This is a genomic window from Planococcus beigongshangi (assembly GCF_016820495.1).
Lineage (GTDB): Bacteria > Bacillota > Bacilli > Bacillales_A > Planococcaceae > Planococcus > Planococcus beigongshangi.
On record NZ_JADHDU010000004.1, the window covers coordinates 1 to 22,430 of the forward strand.

A 22,430-nucleotide genomic window follows, 5' to 3' on the forward strand; every position below is an offset into this window, starting at 1 on the left:
CCCCCTGTGAGAGTAGGACGTCGCTGGGCTATTCTATGTTTTATTTTTGTTCCGAGATTCTTTTGCCTTGCTTCCATAGCTCAGCAGGTAGAGTGCTTCCATGGTAAGGAAGAGGTCACCGGTTCGAACCCGGTTGGAAGCTTTTATTTTTTAAATGAAGTTTCTCGATATGGGTTGCAGGAATAAAATTATCAAGGCCCCTTGGTCAAGCGGTTAAGACACCGCCCTTTCACGGCGGTAACACGGGTTCGAATCCCGTAGGGGTCACCAAATTACCAAACGAAGATAGGTAATTTGCGACGACGCAGCGAAGAGAGGAAGGAGCATTTCCTTTAACTTCTGAAAAGCGCAGTCTGCAAATCATACCAGATGATATTTTTAAAATAAATGGAGGATTAGCTCAGCTGGGAGAGCATCTGCCTTACAAGCAGAGGGTCGGCGGTTCGATCCCGTCATCCTCCACCATGTAATTTCAAAATTCATATCGGTGGGGTAGCGAAGTGGCTAAACGCGGCGGACTGTAAATCCGCTCCTTCGGGTTCGGCAGTTCGAATCTGCCCCCCACCACCAGTTTTTTTAGATAATATTGGGGTATAGCCAAGCGGTAAGGCAACGGGTTTTCATCCCGTCATGCCCTGGTTCGAATCCAGGTACCCCAGCCATTTTTTATGAGCCATTAGCTCAGTTGGTAGAGCATCTGACTTTTAATCAGAGGGTCGAAGGTTCGAATCCTTCATGGCTCATCTTTAATTTCCTTGCGCCTGTTCAGCGCGGGGCCTTAGCTCAGCTGGGAGAGCGCGTCGCTGGCAGTGACGAGGTCAGGGGTTCGAGCCCCCTAGGCTCCATTGTTCCATGTGTATTAGTACTATCCATGTGTAAAAATCCCGTATCCATTCAATTGGATACGGGATTTTTTTAGTTTTTAACGTATTCCGATTGTGGACGGAAAATGACGTTATCGGATTGCTGTTCCATAATGTGCGCCGTCCATCCAACAATTCGGGCGATGCTGAAAGTCGGTGTGAACAATTCAGGCGGCATCTCGATAGAACGCATGATGGCCGCTGCGTAGAATTCGACATTCGTGTAGAGGGCGCGGCCGGGTTTTCGTTCGTTCAGCAGATGGACGATCCGCTTTTCAGCATCCACTGCGAGGTCAAGCCAATCGTCATGTCCTTGCAGTTCGAGGCATTTTTGCCGCAATAGGATGGAGCGTGGATCTTCCGTTCTGTAAATGCGGTGTCCGAAGCCCATAATTTTTTCGCCGTTATCGAGTTTAGTAAGGATGACACGGTCCAAGTTATTTGCAGTCCTGATTTCATTAAGCAAGTCGATTACTCCGGACGGAGCACCGCCGTGCAGGGGCCCTTTCATGGTGCCAAGTGCGGATGTAACCGCGGCCACCATATCGGATTCAGTTGAAACAGTCACGCGTGCTGCGAAAGTGGAAGCGTTCATACCATGTTCCATCGTTAATTTTAAATACGTTTCCAGCGCTTCGGTTTGAGCAGGAGCCGGTTCTTTGCCCGTCAGCATCCACAGATAATTGGCGGTATGGGAAAGATGGTCGGCAGGGGCGATAATTTGCTGGCCGGTCTGGATCCGATAAAGCATGGCTGTTATTACAGGCAAGGCGGCTGTAATTGCAGCAGCTTGCTTAATGACTGGTAAAGCTGAAAATTCTTTAGTGGCATATGCGGAAATCAGCGTGCGCATAGCGTCCATGAGCAGCATATCTTTCGGCAGTTCCTGAGCAATCCCTTCTATATAACCAGGAAGCTTCCGATACTTTGTGAATTCGGCTTTCAATTCCGCGTATTGCGACTTTGCCGGAAACTCCCCATTCCACAAGAAGTAAGCCGTTTCTTCAAAGCTGCGGTTTTCAATGGCTCCATCCACCAATTTCCCACGGTAGCGCAGTTCCCCTGTATCTCCCTCTACAGAAGCAATGGCAGTCTGTACGGCTACAACATCTTTCAATCCTTTTCGGAACATGGTGACTCCTCCTTTTTCTTTAGTTTACCCGCCGGTATTGATTATGAAAATTAATGATTTATAATTAAATCAATTCAAAAAATTAATTGATAAGAAGGTGATTGCGATCGATCTGGCGTGGCTGAAAACTTTTGCAGATGCATCGGAAACATTGAATTTCCGTATGACCGCGGAAAGGCTGCTGATGTCGCAGCCAAATGTAACTGTTCACATTCGCTTATTGGAAGAAAGCCTGGGGATTGTTTTATTCCAGCGCAATAAAAATCGGGTGACATTGACGGAAGAAGGCAAGCTATTCAAAAGAGAGGCGGCTAACTTGCTGCGGCAATTGGAGAAGAGTGTGGAAAGTGTACATGCTTTTGCGCAAGGCTACCGGAGAAAATGGGTACTCGCAATATCTCCATTGATGGCAGAGACCGTTTTGCCGTATCTTTTAAAAGCATTCACAAGCCATCATCCAGATTTGGAGCTGGTCATCCGCGTGGAAGATTCAGAGAAAATCGAAGCGCTGGTTGAAAAAGGGGAAGTGGCTGCCGGCATTTCGGCTATGCGGCCGATAAGCCGGACCCTGCAAAGTGAAATCGTCTATGAAGACCCGCTTGTTTTCGTGGTGCCGATCGATGCTTATGACGATGAATCAGGACCCGTTATTTCTGCGGAAGGGATGCTGCGGTCGCATTATCTGTTTACGCATCATCATCCGGTATTCTGGGAAGAACTGCTGGTTAGGCTGCGGATGAAAGAAAAGGGGCTGCGGACAATGAAAGTGACTCAGGCACATATTGCGAAGCGGTTCATCCAGGAAGGTTTAGGGATCTCTTTTTTGCCGAAATCGATAGTGCGCCGGGAATTGACGGAAGGGCGTCTCTTGGAGGCACCATTCGATCTGTTTCCGTTGCCGAAGGTGGTCAATTATTTTGTGTGTAGAGAGATGGGGGAGCTTGAAAAAGAGTTCCTGGGCCGGATGCAGGCCGTTTACTTTAGTTGAGGAGGAGAAAAAATGATTCTTGAACAGCCAGGTGTCCGATTGCGGTTGATGAAACGGGAGGACTTTGAAGCTTTATGGGGACTGTATACGCCCGGGATTTTCGAACATATGCTGACGAAAGTGGAGACATTCGAGCAGTTGACGGACTGGCTGGAGGCCGGGCTGAATCGATCGAATGTATTGATGTTCGCTGTGGAGCAGCCGGGTACAGGTCGGATTGTCGGCACGACGCGGATTTATGGAATCGATGAAACGAATCGAAGCTGTGAGATCGGTTCGACATTTTATGCGGAAGATCTGCATGGCAGCGGATTGAACAGCCGAGTGAAATATGCCCTGCTCGCCTATTGTTTCGAAGAACGGGGAATGATCCGGGTGCAGTTCAAAACGGATGCAGAAAATCTGCGTTCGCAGCGGGCGCTTGAAGGAATCGGAGCAGTAAAAGAAGGGGTTCTGCGCAATGAACGCATTCGCTCCACCGGCAAAGCGAGAGATGCAGCAGTCTACTCGATTATCGACAGTGAATGGTTGGAGGTAAAAGGGGTATTGCTAAAACGGATGAATAAAAATACGTAATCTTGTACGGTTGAGCCAGCACTTTGTTAGCGGTTACAATAGGTTTAATCAAACAAGGGGGCATAAAAAATGAATAAATTAAATGTGTCAATTATAGGGGTACCAATGGATCATGGCCAAAACCGCCGGGGTGTTGATATGGGACCGAGCGCCATCCGTTACGCAGGAGTTGTCGAGCGGATTGAAAATCTGGGACATACCGTCAAGGATGAAGGGGACATCCAAGTCGGCCAGGCAGACGGTACAGTGGAGACGGATAATAACCTGCGTAATCTGACAGTCATTACGGAAGCGATGGAAGCATTGGGTGAAAAAGTGCAGGCAGTGACGAAAACAGGCAACTTTCCGCTTGTACTGGGTGGAGATCACAGTATTGCGATTGGAACACTGGCAGGCATTTCACCAAATCATGAAAATCTTGGGGTCATCTGGTATGATGCGCACGCCGATATGAATACGAGTGAAACATCGCCTTCAGGAAATATCCATGGTATGCCGCTTGCTGCGAGTTTTGGGCACGGACATGAGAAATTGACGCATATCCGCGGATTCGCACCGAAAGTGAAACCGGAGAATATTGTCATCATCGGCGCACGTTCAGTGGACCCGGGTGAACGCGAATTGATCCGCGAACGCGGTATAAAAGTTTACAGTATGCACGAAATCGATAAGATGGGGATGAATTTTGTAATTGAAGATACCATCCGTTATTTGACTGAAGAACGGAATACGGACGGCGTCCATCTGTCACTCGACCTGGACGGCATCGATCCGCTTTACACACCAGGCGTCGGAACGCCGGTTCCGGGCGGCATCAGCTACCGCGAAAGCCATTTGGCGATGGAGATGCTGCACGATTCGGGCATGATCACATCTGCCGAATTCGTCGAAGTCAATCCGATCCTGGATGAAAAGAACCGCACGGCGGATGTTGCTGTTGCGCTTATCGGTTCATTGCTCGGCGAGAAATTACTTTAAGACAGGCGAAAGCCTGTTTTTTATTTTTCCCAAAAAATTATAAAACCTAAGAATTTTTCAAATAAAAATAAGATGGATTTATTTGGCTGAAATTTGATACGATAGAAAGGAGAAAAATAATGAAACCTTTCATTGAGTCATTCGTATATAAAACATAGCCGCATAGGCGGAGGGAAATGAGATCATGGATGCGTTAGTGAACAAGAGAATAGCTAAAGTCATGAAGGGCGACCAGGACGCATTCGCAGAGATCGTGGAATTGTATCAGCATAAGCTGTATCAAATTTGCTATCGTATGCTCGGCAATAAACACGAGGCTGAAGACATAGCGCAGGAAGCCTTTATGCGTGCTTACGTCAATATTCATACATTCGATCAAAAACGGAAATTTTCCACCTGGCTTTATCGTATTGCTACAAATCTCTGCATCGACCGGATCAGAAAGAAAAAGCCGGATTATCATTTAGATGCGGAAGTGCGCGGGGCGGAAGGTTTGACTATGTACTCGAGTATTCCCAATGACGACGAACTTCCCGAAGATGAATTGGTGAAGATGGAAGTCCAGGAGCGGGTACAGTATGAAATCAGCCGTTTGCCGGATAAGTACCGGGCAGCGATTGTATTGAAGTATATAGAAGAATTGCCGCTGGCAGAGATCAGCGAAATTCTTGATTTGCCCCTTGGGACTGTGAAAACACGCATACACCGCGGGCGGGAAGCCTTGCGGAAGCAATTAAGCAATTTGTAGGAGGCGAGCAGGATGAAGACGTGTCCGGATTACATCGTCCAGTACATGAACGATTATTTAGACGGTGACCTTGAACCATCCAAAGAACGGGTGTTGAAAGAAAATCTGGCGACCTGCGAAGATTGTCGGAAAACATATCATGAATTGACCAAGACCATTGCATTCGTCCAGAGTGCATCTCATATAGAAGCGCCGGAAGGTTTTGTGGAGGCTACGATGAAGAAATTGCCGAAACAAACGCAGCGGACAGGTGCGAAGCGCTGGTTCAGACAGCACCCATTGCTGTCGGCAGCCGCTATTTTTGTCGTGATGATGAGCGCTGTATTATTCTCCGATTTCAATAACGACCAGCAATTCTCGTTTACAAAGCAGCCGAATATGGTTGTTGAAGGAAATACGGTCATTGTGCCTGAAGGTGAAGTGGTGACCGGGGACATCAAAGTCCGGAACGGCGACTTACGGGTTGATGGTGAAATCCACGGAGACGTGACTGTAGTGAACGGGCAATATATGGCCTCAAGCGGTGTCATCACCGGTGAAGTTGAAGAAATAGACCAGGTCTTTGATTGGCTATGGTACAGCATCAAAGGCGTATTCAAAGATGCGGCCTCCATCTTCAACAAGGATAATCCGACAACGAACGAGTAAAAGATCCGTCCCTTGGGGGGCGGATTTTTTTAATGGCAGGTTTTGACGGTTGTCCCCGCTTTTCGATGTCGAGACTCCTGTGGCCCGGCTCTTCGGGTCATAAGCCAGCTCATCTGCGTGGAAAATTCCACTTTGCTGTTCTGTCTTATGCCTTTCAGAGTTTAACGGGCACGGTCGCTTTTCGATAAAGGTAATAGCCACCTGATTATGATATACTTATTTCATGCAGATGTAGAAAAGCGAGGGTTGCAGATGCCGTTTTTGGAGAACTTCACTGACTTAACACCACTTGAACTTATCATTAATTTAGCTGATATATTACTTGTTTGGTTCGTTTTATATAAATTGATCACGATCATCAAAGGAACAAAAGCGGTTCAGTTATTAAAAGGGATCTTTGTCATTGTCATTGCCCAGCTGATTACGCAGGCATTGAATCTGCAGACGCTCGGCTGGATCATGCAGGAAGTGCTCAATTGGGGTTTCCTTGCAATCATCATCATCTTTCAGCCGGAACTTCGGCGTGCGCTTGAACAACTGGGGCGCGGAAAGTTGTTTTCGAGCAGTACTTTAAATGAGGAATCAGAGCGCAATCGACTGATCGAAGCCATGACGAAATCCGTCAGTTATATGGCGAAAAGGCGTATCGGTGCATTGGTATCGATAGAGCGTGAGACCGGGCTGAGTGAATATATCGAAACCGGAATTCCGATGAACTCAGACATTACGTCAGAGTTGATGATCAACCTGTTTATCCCGAATACGCCACTCCATGATGGAGCTGTTATTGTACAGAAAAATAAAATTGCGGCGGCGGCTTGTTATCTTCCGTTATCGGAAAGTCCGTTCATTTCAAAGGAATTGGGGACCCGTCACCGTGCAGCGCTTGGAATCAGTGAAGTGACCGATGCCATTACCATTGTCGTTTCCGAAGAGACTGGAGCAATCAGTCTGACGGCCAACGGTGATTTGCATCGCAATTTGTCGCTCGAGGATTTTGAAGTGAAACTTCGCCGTATCTGGTTTGGTGAAGAACAACAGAACCAAACTTCTTCCTGGTGGAACTGGAGGGGAAAAAAGAATGGATAAAATGATGGATAATCCCTGGTTTTTAAGGATTACAGCCCTGTTGCTTGCCTTTCTTATGTTCTTTTCCGTGAAGGCGGATGAAGAGAATGCCAATTCAGCGGCAAGCAATACGATGACCGAGGTTATCGAAGATGTGCCGCTGGAAGTCTATTACGATGATACAAGTTTAATGGTCAGCGGAGTGCCTGATACCGTTGACGTTCATATTACGGGACCTAACAGCATGGTCCAGACGACACGCCAGATCAAGGATTTTACAGTCTTTGTGGATTTGCGCAACCTGGCGCTTGGAGAACACCGCGTCCGTGTGCAAACGGAGAATATTTCCGAACAGCTGGGTGTCCGGATCGATCCGACGTTCCTGGATGTCACAATCGAAGAACGGGTGTCGCAGGAATTCAAGATTGACCCTGAGCTGAACGAGCGTCTGCTTGCGGAAGGCTATGTGCTGAAGAGCATTTCTGCAGATCCGGACACCGTAACAGTGAGCGGGCCGAAGAGCGTCATTGATGCCATCAGCTTTGTGAAAGCGACGGTTACGGAAGAGCCAGGATTGAATTCTTCTGTCACGAAAGAAGCGCGCGTCCGTGTACTGGCCAATGACCTGACGAAACTTGATAATGTAACCATTGAGCCGGAAGTGGTGGAAGTCGAAGCTGTCATTGAAGAATACAGCAAAGAAGTTCCATTAACGCTCATTCAAACGGGCACTGCTCGTGAAGGCATCACGGTGGACGAAATTGAAAGCAAGAATTCGACGGTCAAGATTTTTGGGCCGCGCAGTGTCGTGGATGCGATCACGGAATACGAAGTGGAAGTGAATGTCAGCGGCGTCACGATGACGGACACGGCGATTGAAGTTGAACTTCCGGCACCGGAAGGGACGAGTTCGGTCGATCCTGAGAATATAATTGTCGATGCTGAAATCAGCGTGGACGAAACAGTGCTGGCTCCTGAAAACATCAGTGCAGCCGTTGCCGCTTCCGGAGAGGATGCGAACAAACGGATTTTCAGCAGTATTCCGATTGAAGTGCGGGGGCTGCCGAATGGCAATGAAGCCGATTTCCTGAATCCTGAAGAAGGAACGGTGGCGTTGGTCGCTTATGGGGCTGAAAAGGTACTCGAAAGTTTGAACATAAAAGATTTTGTGGTATATGTAGATGCAGCGGAAAAATTGGGGCAGCATGAATTGGCTGTCGAAGTTGAAGGGCCGGATGAAGCCGATTGGCTGATTTCGTCCATCAATGCAATTGTTCATATAAGATAGGCATAAATATCCGATAAGTGAATTGGATTTAAGGAGAGAATAACAGCATGGGTAAATATTTTGGTACAGACGGTGTCCGCGGAGTTGCAAACAGTGAGTTGACACCGGAACTGGCATTTAAATTGGGCCGCTTCGGCGGATACGTATTAACGAAAAGTTCAAAAGATAAACCGAAAGTCTTGATCGGACGCGACACGCGTATTTCAGGTGAGATGCTTGAAGGCGCATTGGCAGCAGGGCTTCTGAGTGTAGGAGCGGAAGTAATGCGTCTCGGCGTCATCAGCACGCCAGGGGTTTCTTACCTGACACGTGTCATGAGTGCGCAAGCAGGCGTCATGATTTCAGCATCGCATAATCCGGTTGAAGACAACGGCATCAAATTCTTCGGTTCGGATGGTTACAAATTATCAGACGACCAGGAAGCTGAGATCGAAGCATTGCTGGATATGGAAGAAGATACATTGCCGCGCCCGACTGGCGGAGATCTTGGAGCCATCACAAGTTATTATGAAGGCGGCCAGAAGTATCTCCAGTATTTAAAACAGACGGTCGATGAAGATTTCGTCGGCATCCATGTGGCGCTGGATTGTGCACATGGTGCCACATCTACACTGGCGACACACGTATTTGCCGACCTGGATGCGGATATCACGTCAATGGGTGCTTCGCCGAACGGTTTGAATATCAACGACCAGGTCGGATCGACACATCCTCAAAAGCTGGCGGAATTGGTTAATGAAAAAAATGCCGATATCGGTCTTGCGTTTGACGGTGATGGTGACCGCCTGATTGCAGTTGATGAAAAAGGCCAAATCGTCGACGGCGACCAGATCATGTATATTTGCGGAAAATATTTGAAGTCTGAAGGCCGCTTGAATAAAGATACGGTCGTATCAACTGTCATGAGTAATATGGGCTTCTATAAAGCGCTGGAAACCCACGGCATGACAAGTGTCAAAACAGCAGTGGGCGACCGCTATGTCGTGGAAGAAATGCGTAAAAACGGTTATAATCTGGGCGGCGAGCAATCCGGCCATATTATCTTCCTTGACTACAACACAACTGGCGACGGGTTATTGACAGGCCTTCAATTGGTCAACATCATGAAAGTGACAGGCAAAAAATTGTCTGAACTTGCAGGTGAAATGACGATTTTCCCTCAAAAGCTTGTCAACATCCGTGTCACAGACAAACACGCGGTGACGGACAATGAAAAAGTGGCAGCTGAAATCGCTGAAGTTGAAAATGAAATGAACGGCAACGGCCGCGTACTTGTGCGTCCGTCCGGTACAGAACCATTGGTGCGCGTAATGGTGGAAGCAGCTTCTGAAGAAGACTGTGAAAACTATGTGGAGCGCATCGCAGAAGTTGTTCGTGCAGAAATGGGCATGAACTAAATAATTTAGCCTTATAATAATTAATTGTCCGCGAACTCTTTTGTTCGCGGACATTTTTAACTGAAAAAAGAGAATAGTTTTAATTCGAATGAGTCCTTTGATGCAGTTGCTCTTTTATATGCGGCAGGGTATGATAGGTATGTCTGTTTAGGACCGCTGATAAAGGGGGATAGATAAAGCGTAAAAGGAAACTAGTTGAAGCGCCTGTACTGGGGAAATCGGACGGACAAGTCATTTTCCAGTAGACGAGGAGGAGGAGTATCGAGATTTCGGCGGATACCTCCCGGCCGCGAAGCCCGGTCGTTATGTTTGCCTGCAAAACAGGTGAGTGATCGGCTGGACAACAAGGTGAACGGGCTCGTGAATGCGTCCGCGCAAAAGCGAACGCTTATTTTAATATTGTTGAAAATTGGAGGAACATTAATTATGTGTGGAATTGTTGGTTATATTGGAGAAAAAGATTCAAAAGAGATCCTATTGAAAGGCCTTGAGCGTTTGGAATACCGCGGCTATGATTCAGCGGGAATTGCTGTTCGCAATGGCGATGGCATCACTGTTTTCAAGGAAAAAGGCCGCATTGCGGACCTGCGCGGCGCAGTTGACGGAGATGTGAAAGGAAATACGGGAATCGGGCATACGCGCTGGGCGACACATGGTAAACCAAGCCGCGTAAATGCGCACCCGCACCAGAATACATCTGATCGTTTCACGCTTGTGCACAACGGCGTCATCGAAAACTATCACCACTTGCAGCGCGATTATTTAGCGGGCGTGGAAATGGAATCGGATACGGATACGGAGATCATCGTGCAATTGATCGGCAGATTCGTTGAAGAAGGTTTGTCGACACAGGAAGCATTCAGTAAAGCTTTGAAATTGATGAAAGGTTCTTACGCGATTGCATTGCTTGACGCTGAAGAAGCACAAACAATTTTCGTTGCAAAAAACAAGAGCCCGCTGCTTGTCGGTCTTGGAGAAGACTTCAATGTTGTAGCGTCTGATGCTATGGCGATGCTGCAGGTGACCGACCAGTTCGTCGAATTGATGGACAAGGAAATCGTCATTGTCCGCAAAGACAGCGTTGAAATCCTGACGCTTGAAGGAGAAACGGTGGAACGTGCGCCATTCACTGCTGAAATCGACATGAGCGACATCGACAAAGGTACGTACCCGCATTATATGCTGAAGGAAATCGATGAACAGCCGGCAGTAATGCGCAAAATCATCCAGGCATATCAAGGGGAAGATGAGAAATTGACCATCAAACCGGAAATTCTGGATGCTTTGCAGATAGCTGACCGCCTGTACATCATCGCAGCCGGAACAAGCTACCATGCAGGACTGATCGGTAAGGAATATCTGGAGAAAATGGCGGGCATTCCGGTGGAAGTGCATGTAGCGAGCGAATTCGGCTATAATATGCCACTATTATCAGAGCGTCCGATGTTCATCTTCATTTCCCAGTCAGGGGAAACGGCGGATAGCCGCCAGGTATTGGTGCGCATCAAAGAACTTGGCTTCCCGTCATTGACGATCACGAACGTAGCGGGATCTACGCTGTCGCGTGAAGCGAATCATACACTTCTGCTGCATGCGGGTCCTGAAATCGCTGTTGCTTCAACAAAAGCTTACACAGCCCAATTGGCGGTTCTTGCTATTTTGGCAGCTGTAACGGCTGAAGCGCGCGGCCGTGATCTTGGTTTCGACCTGATCCAGGAAATGGGCATCGTGGCGAACGCTATTCAGTCACAGGTGGACATGAAGGAAGAAATCGAGAAATTGGCTTCCGACTTCCTTTCAACAACACGCAATTGCTTCTTTATCGGCCGTTTGATGGATTATTTCGTCGGCCTTGAAGGCGCGTTGAAACTGAAAGAGATTTCGTACATCCAGGCTGAAGGCTTTGCCGGCGGCGAGCTGAAGCACGGGACAATCGCATTGATCGAAGAAGGCACGCCTGTTATCGCACTTGCGACGCAGGAATCCGTCAACCTGAACATCCGCGGCAACGTCAAGGAAGTGGCGGCGCGCGGAGCGAACCCGATGATCATTTCAATGGAAGGCCAAAGCGAAGACGGCGACAGCCATGTGCTGCCAACGGTTCATGAACTGTTGACGCCGCTTGTATCGGTCATTCCGCTGCAATTGATCAGCTATTACGCAGCGCTTCACAGAGACTGTGACGTCGACAAGCCGCGCAACCTGGCGAAATCGGTTACGGTTGAATAAAACATTCTATAATTCAGAAGCTGGATCCTCCGGGGTCCGGCTTTTTTTATTGGAACTAAGCTTGCCTGTGTTTATGATTAACTGTATAGTATGGCTCTAGTCAATGAAGGGGGCGGTTGAAATGGCAGAATGGATCAGTATCGAAGACGCCAATGAACACAATCTGAAAGACATCAGTGTGAAGATTCCGAAGCGCAAATTGACGGTGATCACAGGGATATCTGGATCAGGAAAGTCGACGCTTGCGCACGATATCCTGTTCAATGAATCCCAGCGGCAATACCTGGAGGCGATGGGGCTGCAGGGCATCGAAAAGCCGAAAGTCGAACAGATCAGCGGGGCATCTCCGGCAATCAGCCTGCGGCAGCAGGAGACGTCGTCGAATCCGCGATCGACGGTCGGCACAAAGACGGCGATGTATACGGGGCTGCGGATGATTTATGAAAAACTCGGCATCCGGCCCTGCCGGCATTGCGGTAAAGATGTTGACCCGATACAGGCCATCGAAGAAACCGAGCACGCGGAAGGCGAGTTTACGGTATTCCAGATTTGTCCGCATTGTTCAGAGAAATATAAAAAGCTCACACGCAGCTATTTTTCCTACAACACTGTCGACGGCGCCTGCCGGAAATGCAAAGGGATCGGGCAAGTCATCCAAATCAATGCAGATGAGCTGTGCAATAAGGATTTGACGCTCGAATCAGGTGCCATCGGATTGTGGCAGGGAAGATACCTCGACTACCAGCTGGAAAATCTCAGGAATACAATGAAACATTACGGCGAACCGCTTGAGGAAAACAAGCCGGTGAAAGAGTTCAGCCCGCTGCAATACGCGCTGCTGTGCCACGGCACAGGAAGCAAGGAAGTTCAGGAACTGACGGACATCAAAGAACCTAAAACAGTCGGCGACGGCAAATTTGAAGGGGTCATGACAAACCTTTGGCGCAAGTACCAGGAAAAAAGCGGCGACATGGGCAGGGAGGGAATTTTTTTCTTCAGTGACACCTGCCCTGACTGCAGCGGCACGAAATTGAATGAAGAAAGCCGCAGCGTCCAAGTGAAAGGCCGCTCGATTGCGGATATTTCGGCGCTCGACCTGGAACAGCTGATGGGTTGGGTGGATGAGATACGCGCTGAGCTGGAGCCGAAAGAGCTGGCGGTGGTCGATGTATATCTTCAGGATATCGAAACGAAACTGAAACGCATCAAGCGGCTTGGCCTTGGCTACCTGACGCTGGAGCGGGGAACAAGCACGTTATCCGGAGGCGAAAGCCAGCGGATCCGCTTATCGGCCATTCTCGATTCGGATTTGACGGACATCGTCTACATCGTCGATGAACCGACGGCAAGTCTGCATGCCAAAGACACGGAAGGCATCATGGACATCCTGAAAAAGCTGCGAGACAAAGGCAATACGGTGATCGTCATCGAGCACAATACCGATGTCATGAAGCAGGCGGATCATCTGATTGAAATTGGACCGAAAGCAGGCCGTTTCGGTGGTGAACTGATCGGAACGGGTTCGCTGGAAGATCTTCAGAAAAATGAGCGCTCGCTGATCAGGGAATACGTGGCCGTGACAGATGCGCCGAAAAAAGCAGTCAGAAATCACGGGGCCGCCGCGATTCACGTGGAAGCGGCAACCCATCACAACCTCGATTCGGTGACGGTCGCCATTCCGGCGGAGTCACTTGTCAGTGTGACGGGTGTTTCGGGTTCAGGAAAATCTTCATTAATTTTCGATGTAGTCGGAGAACGCGCGAAAAATGTGTCGGGGCTGGAACAATTTGGAGAAGTCATCACCATCAATCAAACCAGCATCTCACGGATGAAGCGGTCGAACGTCGCGACGTATACGAATTTATTCACCGACATCCGCAATCTGTATGCCAAGTTGGATGACAGCAAAGCGCAGGGGCTGACGTCGAAGCATTTCTCGTTCAATACGAGTGGCGGGCGCTGTGAGACGTGCGAAGGATTGGGTTACGTCATGAGCAATATGCTGTTCTTCAATGACCTGGAAGTGGTGTGCCCGACGTGCAAAGGCAAGCGCTTCAAAGACAATGTGCTGCGCGTCGAGTACGCCGGCCATTCGATCAACGACTGCCTGGAAGCTTCCATTGAAGAAGCGGCGGAAATTTTCAAGGGAGAGCCGAAAATCCGAAAGACGCTGCAATTATTGACAGAGATCGGACTCGGCTACCTGCTGCTGGGCCAGTCATTGACGACGCTGTCAGGAGGCGAAGGGCAGCGCCTGAAACTGTCGACTTCGCTGATGAAGAAGGCGAAGCAGAAGACACTGTTCCTGTTGGATGAACCTTCGACAGGACTGCATCCGTATGATATCAAGTACCTGCTGGAATTGTTCAATCGACTGATTGACCAGGGCAACTCCGTCGTTATGGTGGAGCACAATCTCCGCATGATCCGTGCAAGCGACTGGGTGATCGATCTGGGGCCGGAAGGCGGAGTAAAAGGCGGTCGAGTGATTGCGGAAGGCGCGCTGGAAGACATCAAAAATAATCCGCTTTCTGTGACGGGAAGCTATTTATAAACTGGAACCGGATCCTTTGAGATCCGGTTTTTTTAATACGCAGATACTGAAAAGGTAGGAAGGAAATTGAAATATTCACGGCTTTCCGTCATTTTGAATGGTATGATTAATGTAAAAAAGGGGGTTTTCACATATGAATCGTGCAGTTTTAAAAAGCAAGAAAACAATGGCAGGATTGATCCTCTCGATTTTATTGAGCGTAATGGCAGTGATATTTGCAGTGAATGACAACGGCTATTGGGTGCTGTTCGTATTGGCTGCGTTATGGACGCTGTTTTTCGGTATCAGACAAGCGGATAAAGTGACAAAAGCGGGAGCGGAAGGAGCGGCCAAATGAACCGGCAGGCGTATGCAAATTGGAGAGGCCACAGGATCAGCCTGATGTGGGAGCCGCACCGGAAAGCAGATCCGGCGGACGTGGTGACAAGTGTCCATAGCTACTGCTTTTACGAAGGGAAAATTGTGCTCGTCCATGTAAAGGACCGGGGCTTCAACATTCCGGGCGGCCACATCGACCCGGGTGAAACCCCGGAAGAGGCGCTGCTCCGGGAAGTATACGAGGAGGCTTACGTTACGGGGGAACTTGCGTATATTGGCGCAGTTCGGGTCGACCACACAGAAAACGAGAAGTTCGTGGATGGCGGAAAATACCCGCGCATCGGCTATCAATTGTTCTACCGGATGGACATCACCGAATGCCTGCCCTTCATGCGGCAGAACGAGACGCTTTCACGCATCTGGGTGGAGCCGGAAGAAGTTCCTTATGTGATGGATGACCATGAAATTGCATTATTGGTGCTGAAAGAAGCGCTGAACCAGAAAACGGGAAGCGGAGTAGCTGGTACGAAATGAAACTGGAGACAGAAAGATCAATCATTCCCCTGCAAGGAAGGCATGATTCCGGTGCTGCCTATTAAAGCAGGACAGATCGCTGGCGGCGATTCGGAATTGTGATTCTCAGTAAATTTCAAATAATAAAATATTCCATTTATTTACTTAATTACAGCTCTTAAGAACGAGTCTTTCGCCAGTCGAAATATTTGAATATAATATATGTTATAATTTTAAAGCAAGTGTTTTTATTCCTTCCGGCTTCTGGCCGCGACAGGGATAAGGCCACCTGCTTTTTTATATCTGCAAATCGAGCGTGCAGAAAACTAAATAAGAAAGAAGAGGATAACATGAGATCTGAGATTACCGCAGATCACAGAGAGCGCGAAAAGGATTATAAACCCCGAGAAAGAACACAAACAGTAACAGAGCCCACGAATGATTACACGTTTGACCGGGTGCCGCGGGAAGAACGGAAAATGGGCTGGCTGAGCATCACGAATATCACATTCGGCATCGCCACCGCAATTTTCTATTTCCAGATGGGCAGTGTCATGGCGCTTCAATTCGGAGCAGCGAACGCCATCATTTCAGCTGTTTATGCGATTATCGTCGCAGGAATCCTTGGTTCCATCATTGTTTATCTATCCGCCAAATCAGGCATGAACGTCAATCTATTATCCCGCGGAGGCTTCGGCTATATAGGCGCCTCACTCACCTCATTGATATACGCATCGAATTTCATCATGTATTGTGCCTTCGAAGGCATGATCCTGGTATCCGCAATCCATGCATACTTCCCCGCAATCCCCTTGTGGATTCTGATTGTCGTTTTCGGTACCATCGTCATTCCGTTAAACTGGTTTGGCATCAAGCAATTGGACAAGCTTCAAAAATGGTCGCTGCCGATTTTCGGGGTTTTCCTGATCGCAGCAATCGTTATGGCCTTTAATCAGCCGTCTGTCTACGGAAGCACTTTCTGGAGCTATCTGCCGGAAGGTGTGCAGATCGGCGGCACGGCGCTGCTTCTCTGCATCGGGATGCAGCACGGCATCATGGGATTAACCATGCTGATCGCGTCCGATTACGCGCGTTTCCTGAAGCCGAAGGACCTGAAAATCGGTTCGATCGCCATCGGTTTCATCCCGCAGATTTTCTGTTTCGGTGTCATGGGCGGCCTTGGCATCTGGTTCGGCGTTATTATGGCCGAATCAAATCCGGGCGTTTACATCGTCGTCCTGCTTGGACTGGGCGGTGTGCTGTTTACGGTGCTGACACAGATTCGCATCAACATCACGAATATTTACAGCTCGTCGCTTTCCCTGTCGAGCTTCTTTGAAAACATGTTCAAATTCACACCCGGAAGACGTTTCTGGGTAGTCGTAGCCGGTGTTGTCGCGATGGCGTTGATGCTTGGCGGCATCATCGATCACCTGGATACGGCGATGACGTTCCAGGGTGTCGCTTTGATGAGCTGGGCTTCGATTCTGGTGACCGACGCGCTCATCGTCAAGAAGTGGCTGAAGATCGGTCCGCGCTATTACGAATCTGAACAGTCGAACTTGTTCAAGTGGAATCCGGTCGGCGTCATTTCGCTGCTAGTGCCGACGGCCATCGGAACAATTGCCGCTCTCGGTTATATGGGTACGTTCCTGCAGAGCACAGCGGCGTTCTTCTCACTGATTCTGGCGTCGATTCTGACCGTGGTTCTGGCACTTGCGACAAAAGGGCGTTATTACCAGAAAGCGGAATCGACAGTGATTCCGAAAGAAGATTATATTGCCTGATGCAATAAAAGATGGAACAGCTTCCGCAAATTCGCGGGAGCTGTTTTTGTTTGTTTATGATAGAGGAAAATCGGCAATCACTGGAGAAAGGTAAAGAAAGTAAATTGCGGTGGCGGGAGGGGATTTAATTGGAACTGACAAATATTCGTTTATTGGTGGACAATTACAAAGCATGTTTTATGTTCTACCGGAATGTGCTGGATTTCAAGGTTATTTGGGGAGATGAAGATTCCAATTACGCGGATTTCGAGTTTAAGGGAATCACCTTAAGCCTGTTTGAACGGAAACAGATGGCTGATGCGATAGGAGCGGAATACCATATACTGCGGAAACGGTCGGATAAGGCGGCGCTCATTTTTAAAGTCGATGATGTGGAAGCGAAATACCGGGAGCTCCAGAAGAAAGTCGATTTTATCACGGAGCCGACCGTGCAGGAAACCTGGGGCATTAAAGTGGCCCATTTCCGCGATCCGGCGGGCAACCTGCTTGAAATCTATGAGAACCTTCAATTAATGTAAGGATGAGCTGAATTGAGGAGTGGAAATATTGAGCGAAATCGATAAAAATGGCCGGCTGGACGAAGAACCGTTTGCCTATCAGCTGGCGAAAAGCGGGACGGTACTGATCGCCTATGAAGGAAAAACAGTGGTGACGCTGAAAGGGAAAGAAGCGGAACGGCTGTCTGCGAAACTGCTGTCGGCTGAAGGCGATCCAAAAAAAGAGCAATTGCTGCTGGCGAAAGCGACCGGCAACTTCAAACGCGGCAATGAGCGGATGGGTAAAGCGAAAGGGAAATAAGCTTCCAATGAAAACAGAACAGAAAATGCCCTCCCGGCAGAAGAGCGGGAGGGCATTTTCTTTACTTACTTTTTCGCGTGTTCTTCTTCCCATACCTGATTCAATACCTGGCTGAACGCTTCAACCGGCTGCGCACCGGAAACTGCGTATTTATTGTCGATGACGAAAAACGGAACACCCTGCACGCCGACTGCACGCGCCTGGGAAATATCCTGCTCGACTTTTTCAGCGTTCGCTTTGTTTTCCACAATGCTACGGACTTCAGCGCCGTTCAGGCCAACTTCTTCTGCCAGGCGGACGATGGTGTCCGTGTCACTCAAAATTTCACCGTCCGTGAAATGCGCCACATAGGCACGCTGGAAAAATTCATTTCCTTTGCCTTGCTCTTTCGCATATTGGAAAACACGGTGGGCGTCAAATGTATTCGCCAGTTTCGCGATATCGTAATTGATTTCGACGCCTGAGCGGCTTGCCGACTCTGTGACATTTTTCAGCATGGCTTCAGCCTGTGCCACAGGCAAGCCTTTCATAGCCGAAAAGGTCTCGGCGTACCCTTTGCCAGGCACATAATCTCCGTCCGGCATCAGCTGGAAACTCTTGTATTCAATTTCCACATCCTCCGCATGTTCGAATTTCTCCAGCGCCCCGTTCAGATGGGCTTCGCCGATAAAGCAGAATGGACATACAAAATCTGACCAGATGGTTATCTTCATTTATCATTTTCCTCCTTTTTGGAATCGATCGGCCCGCAGAAACCGGTTTCGACATCGCAGGAAAAGCCGGTGGAATCGCCGAACTCCACCAGTTTGAGCCCGCTCAAGTTCTGCAGTGTATTGGCTGATTCATTTTTTATTTCTTTTTCCATTTTATACTCCTCCTCGAGATATACGTTTATCATTGATGGTATAGGAAAAGGCGAAGAACTTCTAATAATTGAACCGGGATGAAATGAAACCAAAAGAATCCCAGCGTTGTCTAACGGTTAGAGAAAAAGGGGGCGAGGGCTTGGAGAAGAGGGAGAAGGACCGGCTGCTGACGGAAGCGATGGATGAATACGGGCATTATTTGGTGCGATTGGCGTATTCGTTCGTGAAGGAAAGGACGAAAGCAGAGGATATTGTGCAGGATGTGTTCATCCGCTACTACATTAACCTGGAGAATTTTGAAGGACGTTCCAGTGTTAAGACATTCCTTTACCGCATTACCGTAAACGAATGCCATAATTATTTCCGCAGCTGGGCATACCGGAAAATCGAATTGAAGGATAAATTGGCTCCGATGCTTCAAACAGGCAAGTCTGCTGAAGATCTGGCGCTGGTTTCGGAACAGAGCAGTGACATGGCAGAAGCGATCAGCAAGCTGCCGCTAAAATATCGGGAAGTCATCTGGCTCTATTACTATGCTGAGCTGTCGGTGAAAGAAATCAGTGAAGTATTGAAAGTGCCGGCCAATACGGTGAAGACGCGGCTGGCAAGAGCGCGGCAGCAAGCTGGTGTCACATTTACGGAGGAGGGGATTGACCATGCGTGAGAGTTTGAAACAGGAGCTGGATAAGACGGTGCCGGCAGATGTGACATTGTCAGAGGCGAAAAAACAGCAGATCTTAAGAGCGGCGCAGGAGAGAGGCGGCGGTCGCAAAATATCGAGAGTGCCGAAATTATTGCCGGCGCTTGCAGGTGTGGCGGTGATCGGTATTTCCGGTGTGCTTGCTTATCCCTATTTGATGGAAGACGGTGCGGACGTTCCAGGAGAGACTCGAACGGGTGAAGAAAACGAATTGCCTGCCGAGGGGAATAATGAGGATCCGGAAGTGCTGGTACCCGTCGATGAAGAACAGGATATCGAAGAAGAGCTGGAAAAAGATACGGAACAGACGGAAGATGCAGCAGATGAGCATGTGGAAGATACAGAAGAGTCGTCAAATCAGACGGATGAAAGTATGGAAGACGAAAATGTGGAGGTGGAAAGTCCGCCGCTGACAAAGCAAGATGGACTTATTCAGCTTTTCGATCATGAATTTTTCGAGACTGGGATTGAACTCGGAGATGCAGTAGCGGAAATTGAAAGCGATTATCCGAATTGGAGTGAGAAAGGGGAAGTTGAAGGCGGACTTCTGATCGATTATGGAAGCTTTGTAGTGATTCACGGTTACTTTGAAACGACGATCAACCATATCATTCTTAAAGACTTCAATCAGTTGACTGTCTCGCAGATTGAAGAAGTGATCGGTCAGGAAATTGAGATAGAAGCCTATTTTAATAACATTTTGAACAGAGAAGTAATTTCCGGTGAATTTGTGCTGGAGAATATACGCTATGTTGTCACCGCTGGATCGGAGTCGGAAGATGCACAGGTGTTAAAAGTTACGATATCTGAATACTTCGGAGACTGAGTTCGATCAATTTCATGATTGCTCACCAAGAGCATCCCTTGCTGTTAAAGGGATGCTCTTCTTTTTGAATAAAATATTCTGCAAACTTATTGACAACTGCAAAAAGGATTTGTTACTGTGTATATGAGTATGAACAGTATAACAGTTAAAAAGGAGTGTATATAAATGAATGAATGGAAACAAGCATACCGGCTGGCGGCTTTTGAGCTGAAAGCTTCGAGGAAAAGTCTACTTGCCATAATGGTTTTCTATATTGCCATGAGCCTCGTGGTCATGATGTCGTTCGACCTTTATCTGGAGGAGCGATTTATGCTTTTTGATTTATTGTTCCTCGCGATTTTCTTCCTGTTCCCGGCTTGGATGAAGAGCAAAGAGTTCCAGATGCAGAAAATGGATGGGGATTTGTGGACGGTGCCGTCGGTGGTCATGCTGCAACAGCTGCCGGTTCCAAGAGATGTCATCATCAAAAGCCGCTTCATTATCCACGCGGTTTGTTCATTTCCCCTTCAGTTCATCCTGCTTGCGGCTATGCCGCTGATGTCAGAGAATTTCCGGGAAATGATGTCGCCGTTCACCTATGTAGCACTTGTACTGTTTTGGCTGGCGCTGTCGATTGCGGTCGGATTCATGATGGCGGCGAGTGAAGCGGGAGGCAATTACAAAACGAGCGCACTCGTCAAGTCATTCATTTATATGCTGGCAGGCATCGGGGTAGTATATGTGCTGCTTTTCCTGTTTGCAGATGGCGGGTTTATCCGCTGGACGATGACCCTCGCGGCAGATTGGACATGGCTGACGATTGCGGCGGCTGCAGTTATCGGTGTTGCGGGTTGGAACTACTGGCAGGCCGATATGAGAAAAATGATCCGGAAAACAGATTATCTGTGAGAGGGGGGCCTGAAATTGCTGCCGATTCGTTTATCCAAAGATTCGCGTGAACCGATTTACCATCAGATTGAAAAACAGCTTAAAGCGCTGATTGCAGGCGGACAGCTGGCTGCGGGCACTCCGCTTCCATCGATAAGGGCACTTTCAAAAGACCTTGAGATCAGCGTTATCACCATACGCCGGGCCTATCAGGACCTGGAAGCACAAGGCTTTATTGAAACGCTTCACGGCAAAGGGACCTTTGTCAAAGAAGTGCACAGCAGCCAAAAAGAAGAGACGATGACGGCTTCTGTCCAGACCGAATTCGAACGCGCCATCCGCAATGCGATTGACTACGACTATACAGCCGATGAAATAAAAAATGTGTTTGAAGAGATTTTAAAGAAACTCACGAAAGGGGAATGACAGATGCCTGCATGGATAGAGATACAGGATGTACGCAAGAAAATTGACGAATTCCGTCTCGGACCGATCAATTTGAAGATTGAACCGGGCACAATTACGGCACTTGTCGGCAATAATGGTTCCGGCAAGAGCACATTGCTTAAATTGATGATGAATTTGGCGAATCTGGACGGGGGAGCCATCCATATTCTCGGCAAACTGGTTGACGGCAAAGACGAGAGCTGGAAAAAGCATGTCACATTCCAGCCGCAGAAACAGATTGGCTGGAATGCCTATACGGGAGACGAACTGAAAAGGCTGATCGCGCCGTTATATCCGAAATGGGACGATAAACTTTTCATGCAGATGATCAGGCTGTTTGATATTCCGCTGGATAAACGTTACGGCAAATTGTCACCCGGCATGCAGCAGAAACTCAGCTTATCGTTCGCATTACCGCGCTGCACAGATATCCTGATTCTTGATGAACCGACTGCGTCTCTTGACATCCCTTCGAAATCACAGTTCATGGAGCTGCTGGTCGACTGGATGGAGCAGGAAGATCGAGCTGTCATCGTGACGACGCATCAGGCGGACGATTTGCGGAAACTGGCTGATTACTTGTTTCTGATGCAGGACGGCAAGCCGGTTGGCCATTTTGAGAAAGATGCGCTTGCTGCGGGCTACCGCCGTTACTGGCTGAGTGAAATGCCGGCGAGACCGGTGCCGGGAGAACATTCCCGCAGCGGCAGTGAGCTGGTGTCAGGAAACCCTGACGCAACGGAACAGTATTTATTGGAACAAAGCATTGATGTTATAAACCATAAACCATTGGAACTGGAAGAAATCATCAGCCTGCTGCTGAGATAGAAATGGGAGAG

Annotated in this window: 23 protein-coding genes and 7 tRNA genes; 27 read left to right on the forward strand and 3 right to left on the reverse strand. The window is 48.5% G+C overall.

Annotated features, from left to right (window positions below; translation table 11 throughout):
- Positions 1-69 precede the first annotated feature (69 nt).
- From IQ294_RS09980 to IQ294_RS10010, 7 genes are all read left to right on the forward strand, one after another.
- Positions 70-142 (forward strand) — tRNA-Thr (locus IQ294_RS09980).
- 53 nt (positions 143-195) lie between these two features.
- Positions 196-270, forward strand: a tRNA-Glu gene (locus IQ294_RS09985).
- A 119-nt stretch (positions 271-389) separates the two neighbouring features.
- Positions 390-465 (forward strand) — tRNA-Val (locus IQ294_RS09990).
- Positions 466-486: 21 nt separating this feature from the next.
- Positions 487-570, forward strand: a tRNA-Tyr gene (locus IQ294_RS09995).
- Positions 571-587: 17 nt separating this feature from the next.
- Positions 588-662 (forward strand) — tRNA-Glu (locus IQ294_RS10000).
- Between the two features lie 8 nt (positions 663-670).
- Positions 671-743, forward strand: a tRNA-Lys gene (locus IQ294_RS10005).
- A gap of 29 nt (positions 744-772) precedes the next feature.
- Positions 773-845, forward strand: a tRNA-Ala gene (locus tag IQ294_RS10010).
- A gap of 70 nt (positions 846-915) precedes the next feature.
- Here IQ294_RS10010 and IQ294_RS10015 read toward each other — a convergent pair.
- Positions 916-1,995: a citrate synthase/methylcitrate synthase gene (locus tag IQ294_RS10015; RefSeq protein WP_203333910.1), complete on the reverse strand. Its 1,080-nt coding sequence runs from the start codon at positions 1,993-1,995 to the stop codon at positions 916-918.
- Positions 1,996-2,092: 97 nt separating this feature from the next.
- Between IQ294_RS10015 and IQ294_RS10020 the strand changes: the two genes are divergently transcribed.
- From IQ294_RS10020 to IQ294_RS10090, 15 genes are all read left to right on the forward strand, one after another.
- Positions 2,093-2,983 (forward strand): LysR family transcriptional regulator, encoded by an 891-nt coding sequence (locus IQ294_RS10020; protein WP_349291348.1) that lies wholly within the window; start codon positions 2,093-2,095, stop codon positions 2,981-2,983.
- 12 nt (positions 2,984-2,995) lie between these two features.
- Positions 2,996-3,559, forward strand: a complete 564-nt coding sequence (locus tag IQ294_RS10025) for a GNAT family N-acetyltransferase (protein ID WP_203333911.1) — start codon at positions 2,996-2,998, stop codon at positions 3,557-3,559.
- 69 nt (positions 3,560-3,628) lie between these two features.
- Positions 3,629-4,537 (forward strand): arginase, encoded by a 909-nt coding sequence (gene rocF / locus IQ294_RS10030; RefSeq protein WP_203333912.1) that lies wholly within the window; start codon positions 3,629-3,631, stop codon positions 4,535-4,537.
- A 184-nt stretch (positions 4,538-4,721) separates the two neighbouring features.
- Positions 4,722-5,285: an RNA polymerase sigma factor SigW gene (sigW, locus tag IQ294_RS10035; RefSeq protein ID WP_203333913.1), complete on the forward strand. Its 564-nt coding sequence runs from the start codon at positions 4,722-4,724 to the stop codon at positions 5,283-5,285.
- Positions 5,286-5,297: 12 nt separating this feature from the next.
- Positions 5,298-5,933: an anti-sigma factor family protein gene (locus IQ294_RS10040; RefSeq protein ID WP_203333914.1), complete on the forward strand. Its 636-nt coding sequence runs from the start codon at positions 5,298-5,300 to the stop codon at positions 5,931-5,933.
- Between the two features lie 252 nt (positions 5,934-6,185).
- On the forward strand, positions 6,186-7,022 hold the full coding sequence (gene cdaA / locus IQ294_RS10045) for a diadenylate cyclase CdaA (protein ID WP_203333915.1): 837 nt from the start codon (positions 6,186-6,188) through the stop codon (positions 7,020-7,022).
- Entirely contained in the window at positions 7,015-8,289 is a 1,275-nt protein-coding gene (locus tag IQ294_RS10050) for a CdaR family protein (protein ID WP_203333916.1), read from the forward strand. Before cdaA ends, IQ294_RS10050 begins: the two co-directional genes overlap by 8 nt.
- A gap of 47 nt (positions 8,290-8,336) precedes the next feature.
- On the forward strand, positions 8,337-9,686 hold the full coding sequence (gene glmM, locus IQ294_RS10055; protein WP_203333917.1) for a phosphoglucosamine mutase: 1,350 nt from the start codon (positions 8,337-8,339) through the stop codon (positions 9,684-9,686).
- A 426-nt stretch (positions 9,687-10,112) separates the two neighbouring features.
- Complete coding sequence (gene glmS, locus IQ294_RS10060; protein ID WP_203333918.1) at positions 10,113-11,915, forward strand: glutamine--fructose-6-phosphate transaminase (isomerizing); 1,803 nt, start codon at positions 10,113-10,115, stop codon at positions 11,913-11,915.
- A gap of 121 nt (positions 11,916-12,036) precedes the next feature.
- A complete protein-coding gene (locus tag IQ294_RS10065) occupies positions 12,037-14,469 on the forward strand; it encodes an ATP-binding cassette domain-containing protein (protein WP_203333919.1) in 2,433 nt (810 codons plus the stop codon).
- Positions 14,470-14,602: 133 nt separating this feature from the next.
- Positions 14,603-14,806 carry a hypothetical protein gene (locus tag IQ294_RS10070; RefSeq protein WP_203333920.1) on the forward strand — a complete coding sequence of 68 codons (204 nt, stop codon included), beginning with the start codon at positions 14,603-14,605 and terminating at the stop codon, positions 14,804-14,806.
- Positions 14,803-15,321: an NUDIX domain-containing protein gene (locus tag IQ294_RS10075; protein ID WP_203333921.1), complete on the forward strand. Its 519-nt coding sequence runs from the start codon at positions 14,803-14,805 to the stop codon at positions 15,319-15,321. The genes IQ294_RS10070 and IQ294_RS10075 overlap by 4 nt, the downstream gene beginning before the upstream one ends.
- A gap of 329 nt (positions 15,322-15,650) precedes the next feature.
- Complete coding sequence (locus IQ294_RS10080; RefSeq protein ID WP_203333922.1) at positions 15,651-17,087, forward strand: purine-cytosine permease family protein; 1,437 nt, start codon at positions 15,651-15,653, stop codon at positions 17,085-17,087.
- A gap of 128 nt (positions 17,088-17,215) precedes the next feature.
- Complete coding sequence (locus IQ294_RS10085; protein ID WP_203333923.1) at positions 17,216-17,605, forward strand: VOC family protein; 390 nt, start codon at positions 17,216-17,218, stop codon at positions 17,603-17,605.
- 28 nt (positions 17,606-17,633) lie between these two features.
- Positions 17,634-17,885, forward strand: a complete 252-nt coding sequence (locus tag IQ294_RS10090; RefSeq protein ID WP_203333924.1) for a hypothetical protein — start codon at positions 17,634-17,636, stop codon at positions 17,883-17,885.
- Positions 17,886-17,950: 65 nt separating this feature from the next.
- Here IQ294_RS10090 and IQ294_RS10095 read toward each other — a convergent pair whose 3' ends face one another.
- Both IQ294_RS10095 and IQ294_RS10100 read right to left on the reverse strand, forming a co-directional pair.
- On the reverse strand, positions 17,951-18,598 hold the full coding sequence (locus IQ294_RS10095; RefSeq protein ID WP_203333925.1) for a DsbA family oxidoreductase: 648 nt from the start codon (positions 18,596-18,598) through the stop codon (positions 17,951-17,953).
- Positions 18,595-18,750, reverse strand: coding sequence for a hypothetical protein (locus IQ294_RS10100; protein WP_203333926.1), 156 nt, complete (start codon positions 18,748-18,750; stop codon positions 18,595-18,597). Before IQ294_RS10100 ends, IQ294_RS10095 begins: the two co-directional genes overlap by 4 nt.
- Before the next feature lie 140 nt (positions 18,751-18,890).
- Here IQ294_RS10100 and IQ294_RS10105 point away from each other — a divergent pair, with 140 nt between their 5' ends.
- The 5 genes from IQ294_RS10105 to IQ294_RS10125 all read left to right on the forward strand — a co-directional run bounded on the left by IQ294_RS10105 (position 18,891) and on the right by IQ294_RS10125 (position 22,419).
- Positions 18,891-19,415 (forward strand): sigma-70 family RNA polymerase sigma factor, encoded by a 525-nt coding sequence (locus IQ294_RS10105; protein WP_203333927.1) that lies wholly within the window; start codon positions 18,891-18,893, stop codon positions 19,413-19,415.
- Entirely contained in the window at positions 19,408-20,277 is an 870-nt protein-coding gene (locus tag IQ294_RS10110; protein WP_203333928.1) for a hypothetical protein, read from the forward strand. Before IQ294_RS10105 ends, IQ294_RS10110 begins: the two co-directional genes overlap by 8 nt.
- Positions 20,278-20,442: 165 nt before the next feature.
- Positions 20,443-21,165, forward strand: coding sequence for a hypothetical protein (locus IQ294_RS10115; protein ID WP_203333929.1), 723 nt, complete (start codon positions 20,443-20,445; stop codon positions 21,163-21,165).
- Positions 21,166-21,180: 15 nt separating this feature from the next.
- Complete coding sequence (locus tag IQ294_RS10120; protein WP_203333930.1) at positions 21,181-21,570, forward strand: GntR family transcriptional regulator; 390 nt, start codon at positions 21,181-21,183, stop codon at positions 21,568-21,570.
- A gap of 3 nt (positions 21,571-21,573) precedes the next feature.
- The gene (locus IQ294_RS10125; protein WP_203333931.1) at positions 21,574-22,419 is read left to right on the forward strand and encodes an ATP-binding cassette domain-containing protein; all 846 of its coding nucleotides are present in this window, start codon (positions 21,574-21,576) and stop codon (positions 22,417-22,419) included.
- Positions 22,420-22,430 lie beyond the last annotated feature (11 nt).

Excerpts from the sequence above, each read along its gene's own strand:
- IQ294_RS10015 (WP_203333910.1), bottom strand. The coding sequence starts at position 1,995 with ATGTTCCGAAAAGGATTGAAAGATGTTGTAGCCGTACAGACTGCCATT.
- IQ294_RS10025 (WP_203333911.1), top strand. The coding sequence starts at position 2,996 with ATGATTCTTGAACAGCCAGGTGTCCGATTGCGGTTGATGAAACGGGAG.
- rocF (WP_203333912.1), top strand. The coding sequence starts at position 3,629 with ATGAATAAATTAAATGTGTCAATTATAGGGGTACCAATGGATCATGGC.
- sigW (WP_203333913.1), top strand. The coding sequence starts at position 4,722 with ATGGATGCGTTAGTGAACAAGAGAATAGCTAAAGTCATGAAGGGCGAC.
- IQ294_RS10040 (WP_203333914.1), top strand. The coding sequence starts at position 5,298 with ATGAAGACGTGTCCGGATTACATCGTCCAGTACATGAACGATTATTTA.
- cdaA (WP_203333915.1), top strand. The coding sequence starts at position 6,186 with ATGCCGTTTTTGGAGAACTTCACTGACTTAACACCACTTGAACTTATC.
- IQ294_RS10050 (WP_203333916.1), top strand. The coding sequence starts at position 7,015 with ATGGATAAAATGATGGATAATCCCTGGTTTTTAAGGATTACAGCCCTG.
- glmM (WP_203333917.1), top strand. The coding sequence starts at position 8,337 with ATGGGTAAATATTTTGGTACAGACGGTGTCCGCGGAGTTGCAAACAGT.
- glmS (WP_203333918.1), top strand. The coding sequence starts at position 10,113 with ATGTGTGGAATTGTTGGTTATATTGGAGAAAAAGATTCAAAAGAGATC.
- IQ294_RS10065 (WP_203333919.1), top strand. The coding sequence starts at position 12,037 with ATGGCAGAATGGATCAGTATCGAAGACGCCAATGAACACAATCTGAAA.
- IQ294_RS10070 (WP_203333920.1), top strand. The coding sequence starts at position 14,603 with ATGAATCGTGCAGTTTTAAAAAGCAAGAAAACAATGGCAGGATTGATC.
- IQ294_RS10075 (WP_203333921.1), top strand. The coding sequence starts at position 14,803 with ATGAACCGGCAGGCGTATGCAAATTGGAGAGGCCACAGGATCAGCCTG.
- IQ294_RS10080 (WP_203333922.1), top strand. The coding sequence starts at position 15,651 with ATGAGATCTGAGATTACCGCAGATCACAGAGAGCGCGAAAAGGATTAT.
- IQ294_RS10095 (WP_203333925.1), bottom strand. The coding sequence starts at position 18,598 with ATGAAGATAACCATCTGGTCAGATTTTGTATGTCCATTCTGCTTTATC.
- IQ294_RS10100 (WP_203333926.1), bottom strand. The coding sequence starts at position 18,750 with ATGGAAAAAGAAATAAAAAATGAATCAGCCAATACACTGCAGAACTTG.
- IQ294_RS10110 (WP_203333928.1), top strand. The coding sequence starts at position 19,408 with ATGCGTGAGAGTTTGAAACAGGAGCTGGATAAGACGGTGCCGGCAGAT.
- IQ294_RS10115 (WP_203333929.1), top strand. The coding sequence starts at position 20,443 with ATGAATGAATGGAAACAAGCATACCGGCTGGCGGCTTTTGAGCTGAAA.
- IQ294_RS10125 (WP_203333931.1), top strand. The coding sequence starts at position 21,574 with ATGCCTGCATGGATAGAGATACAGGATGTACGCAAGAAAATTGACGAA.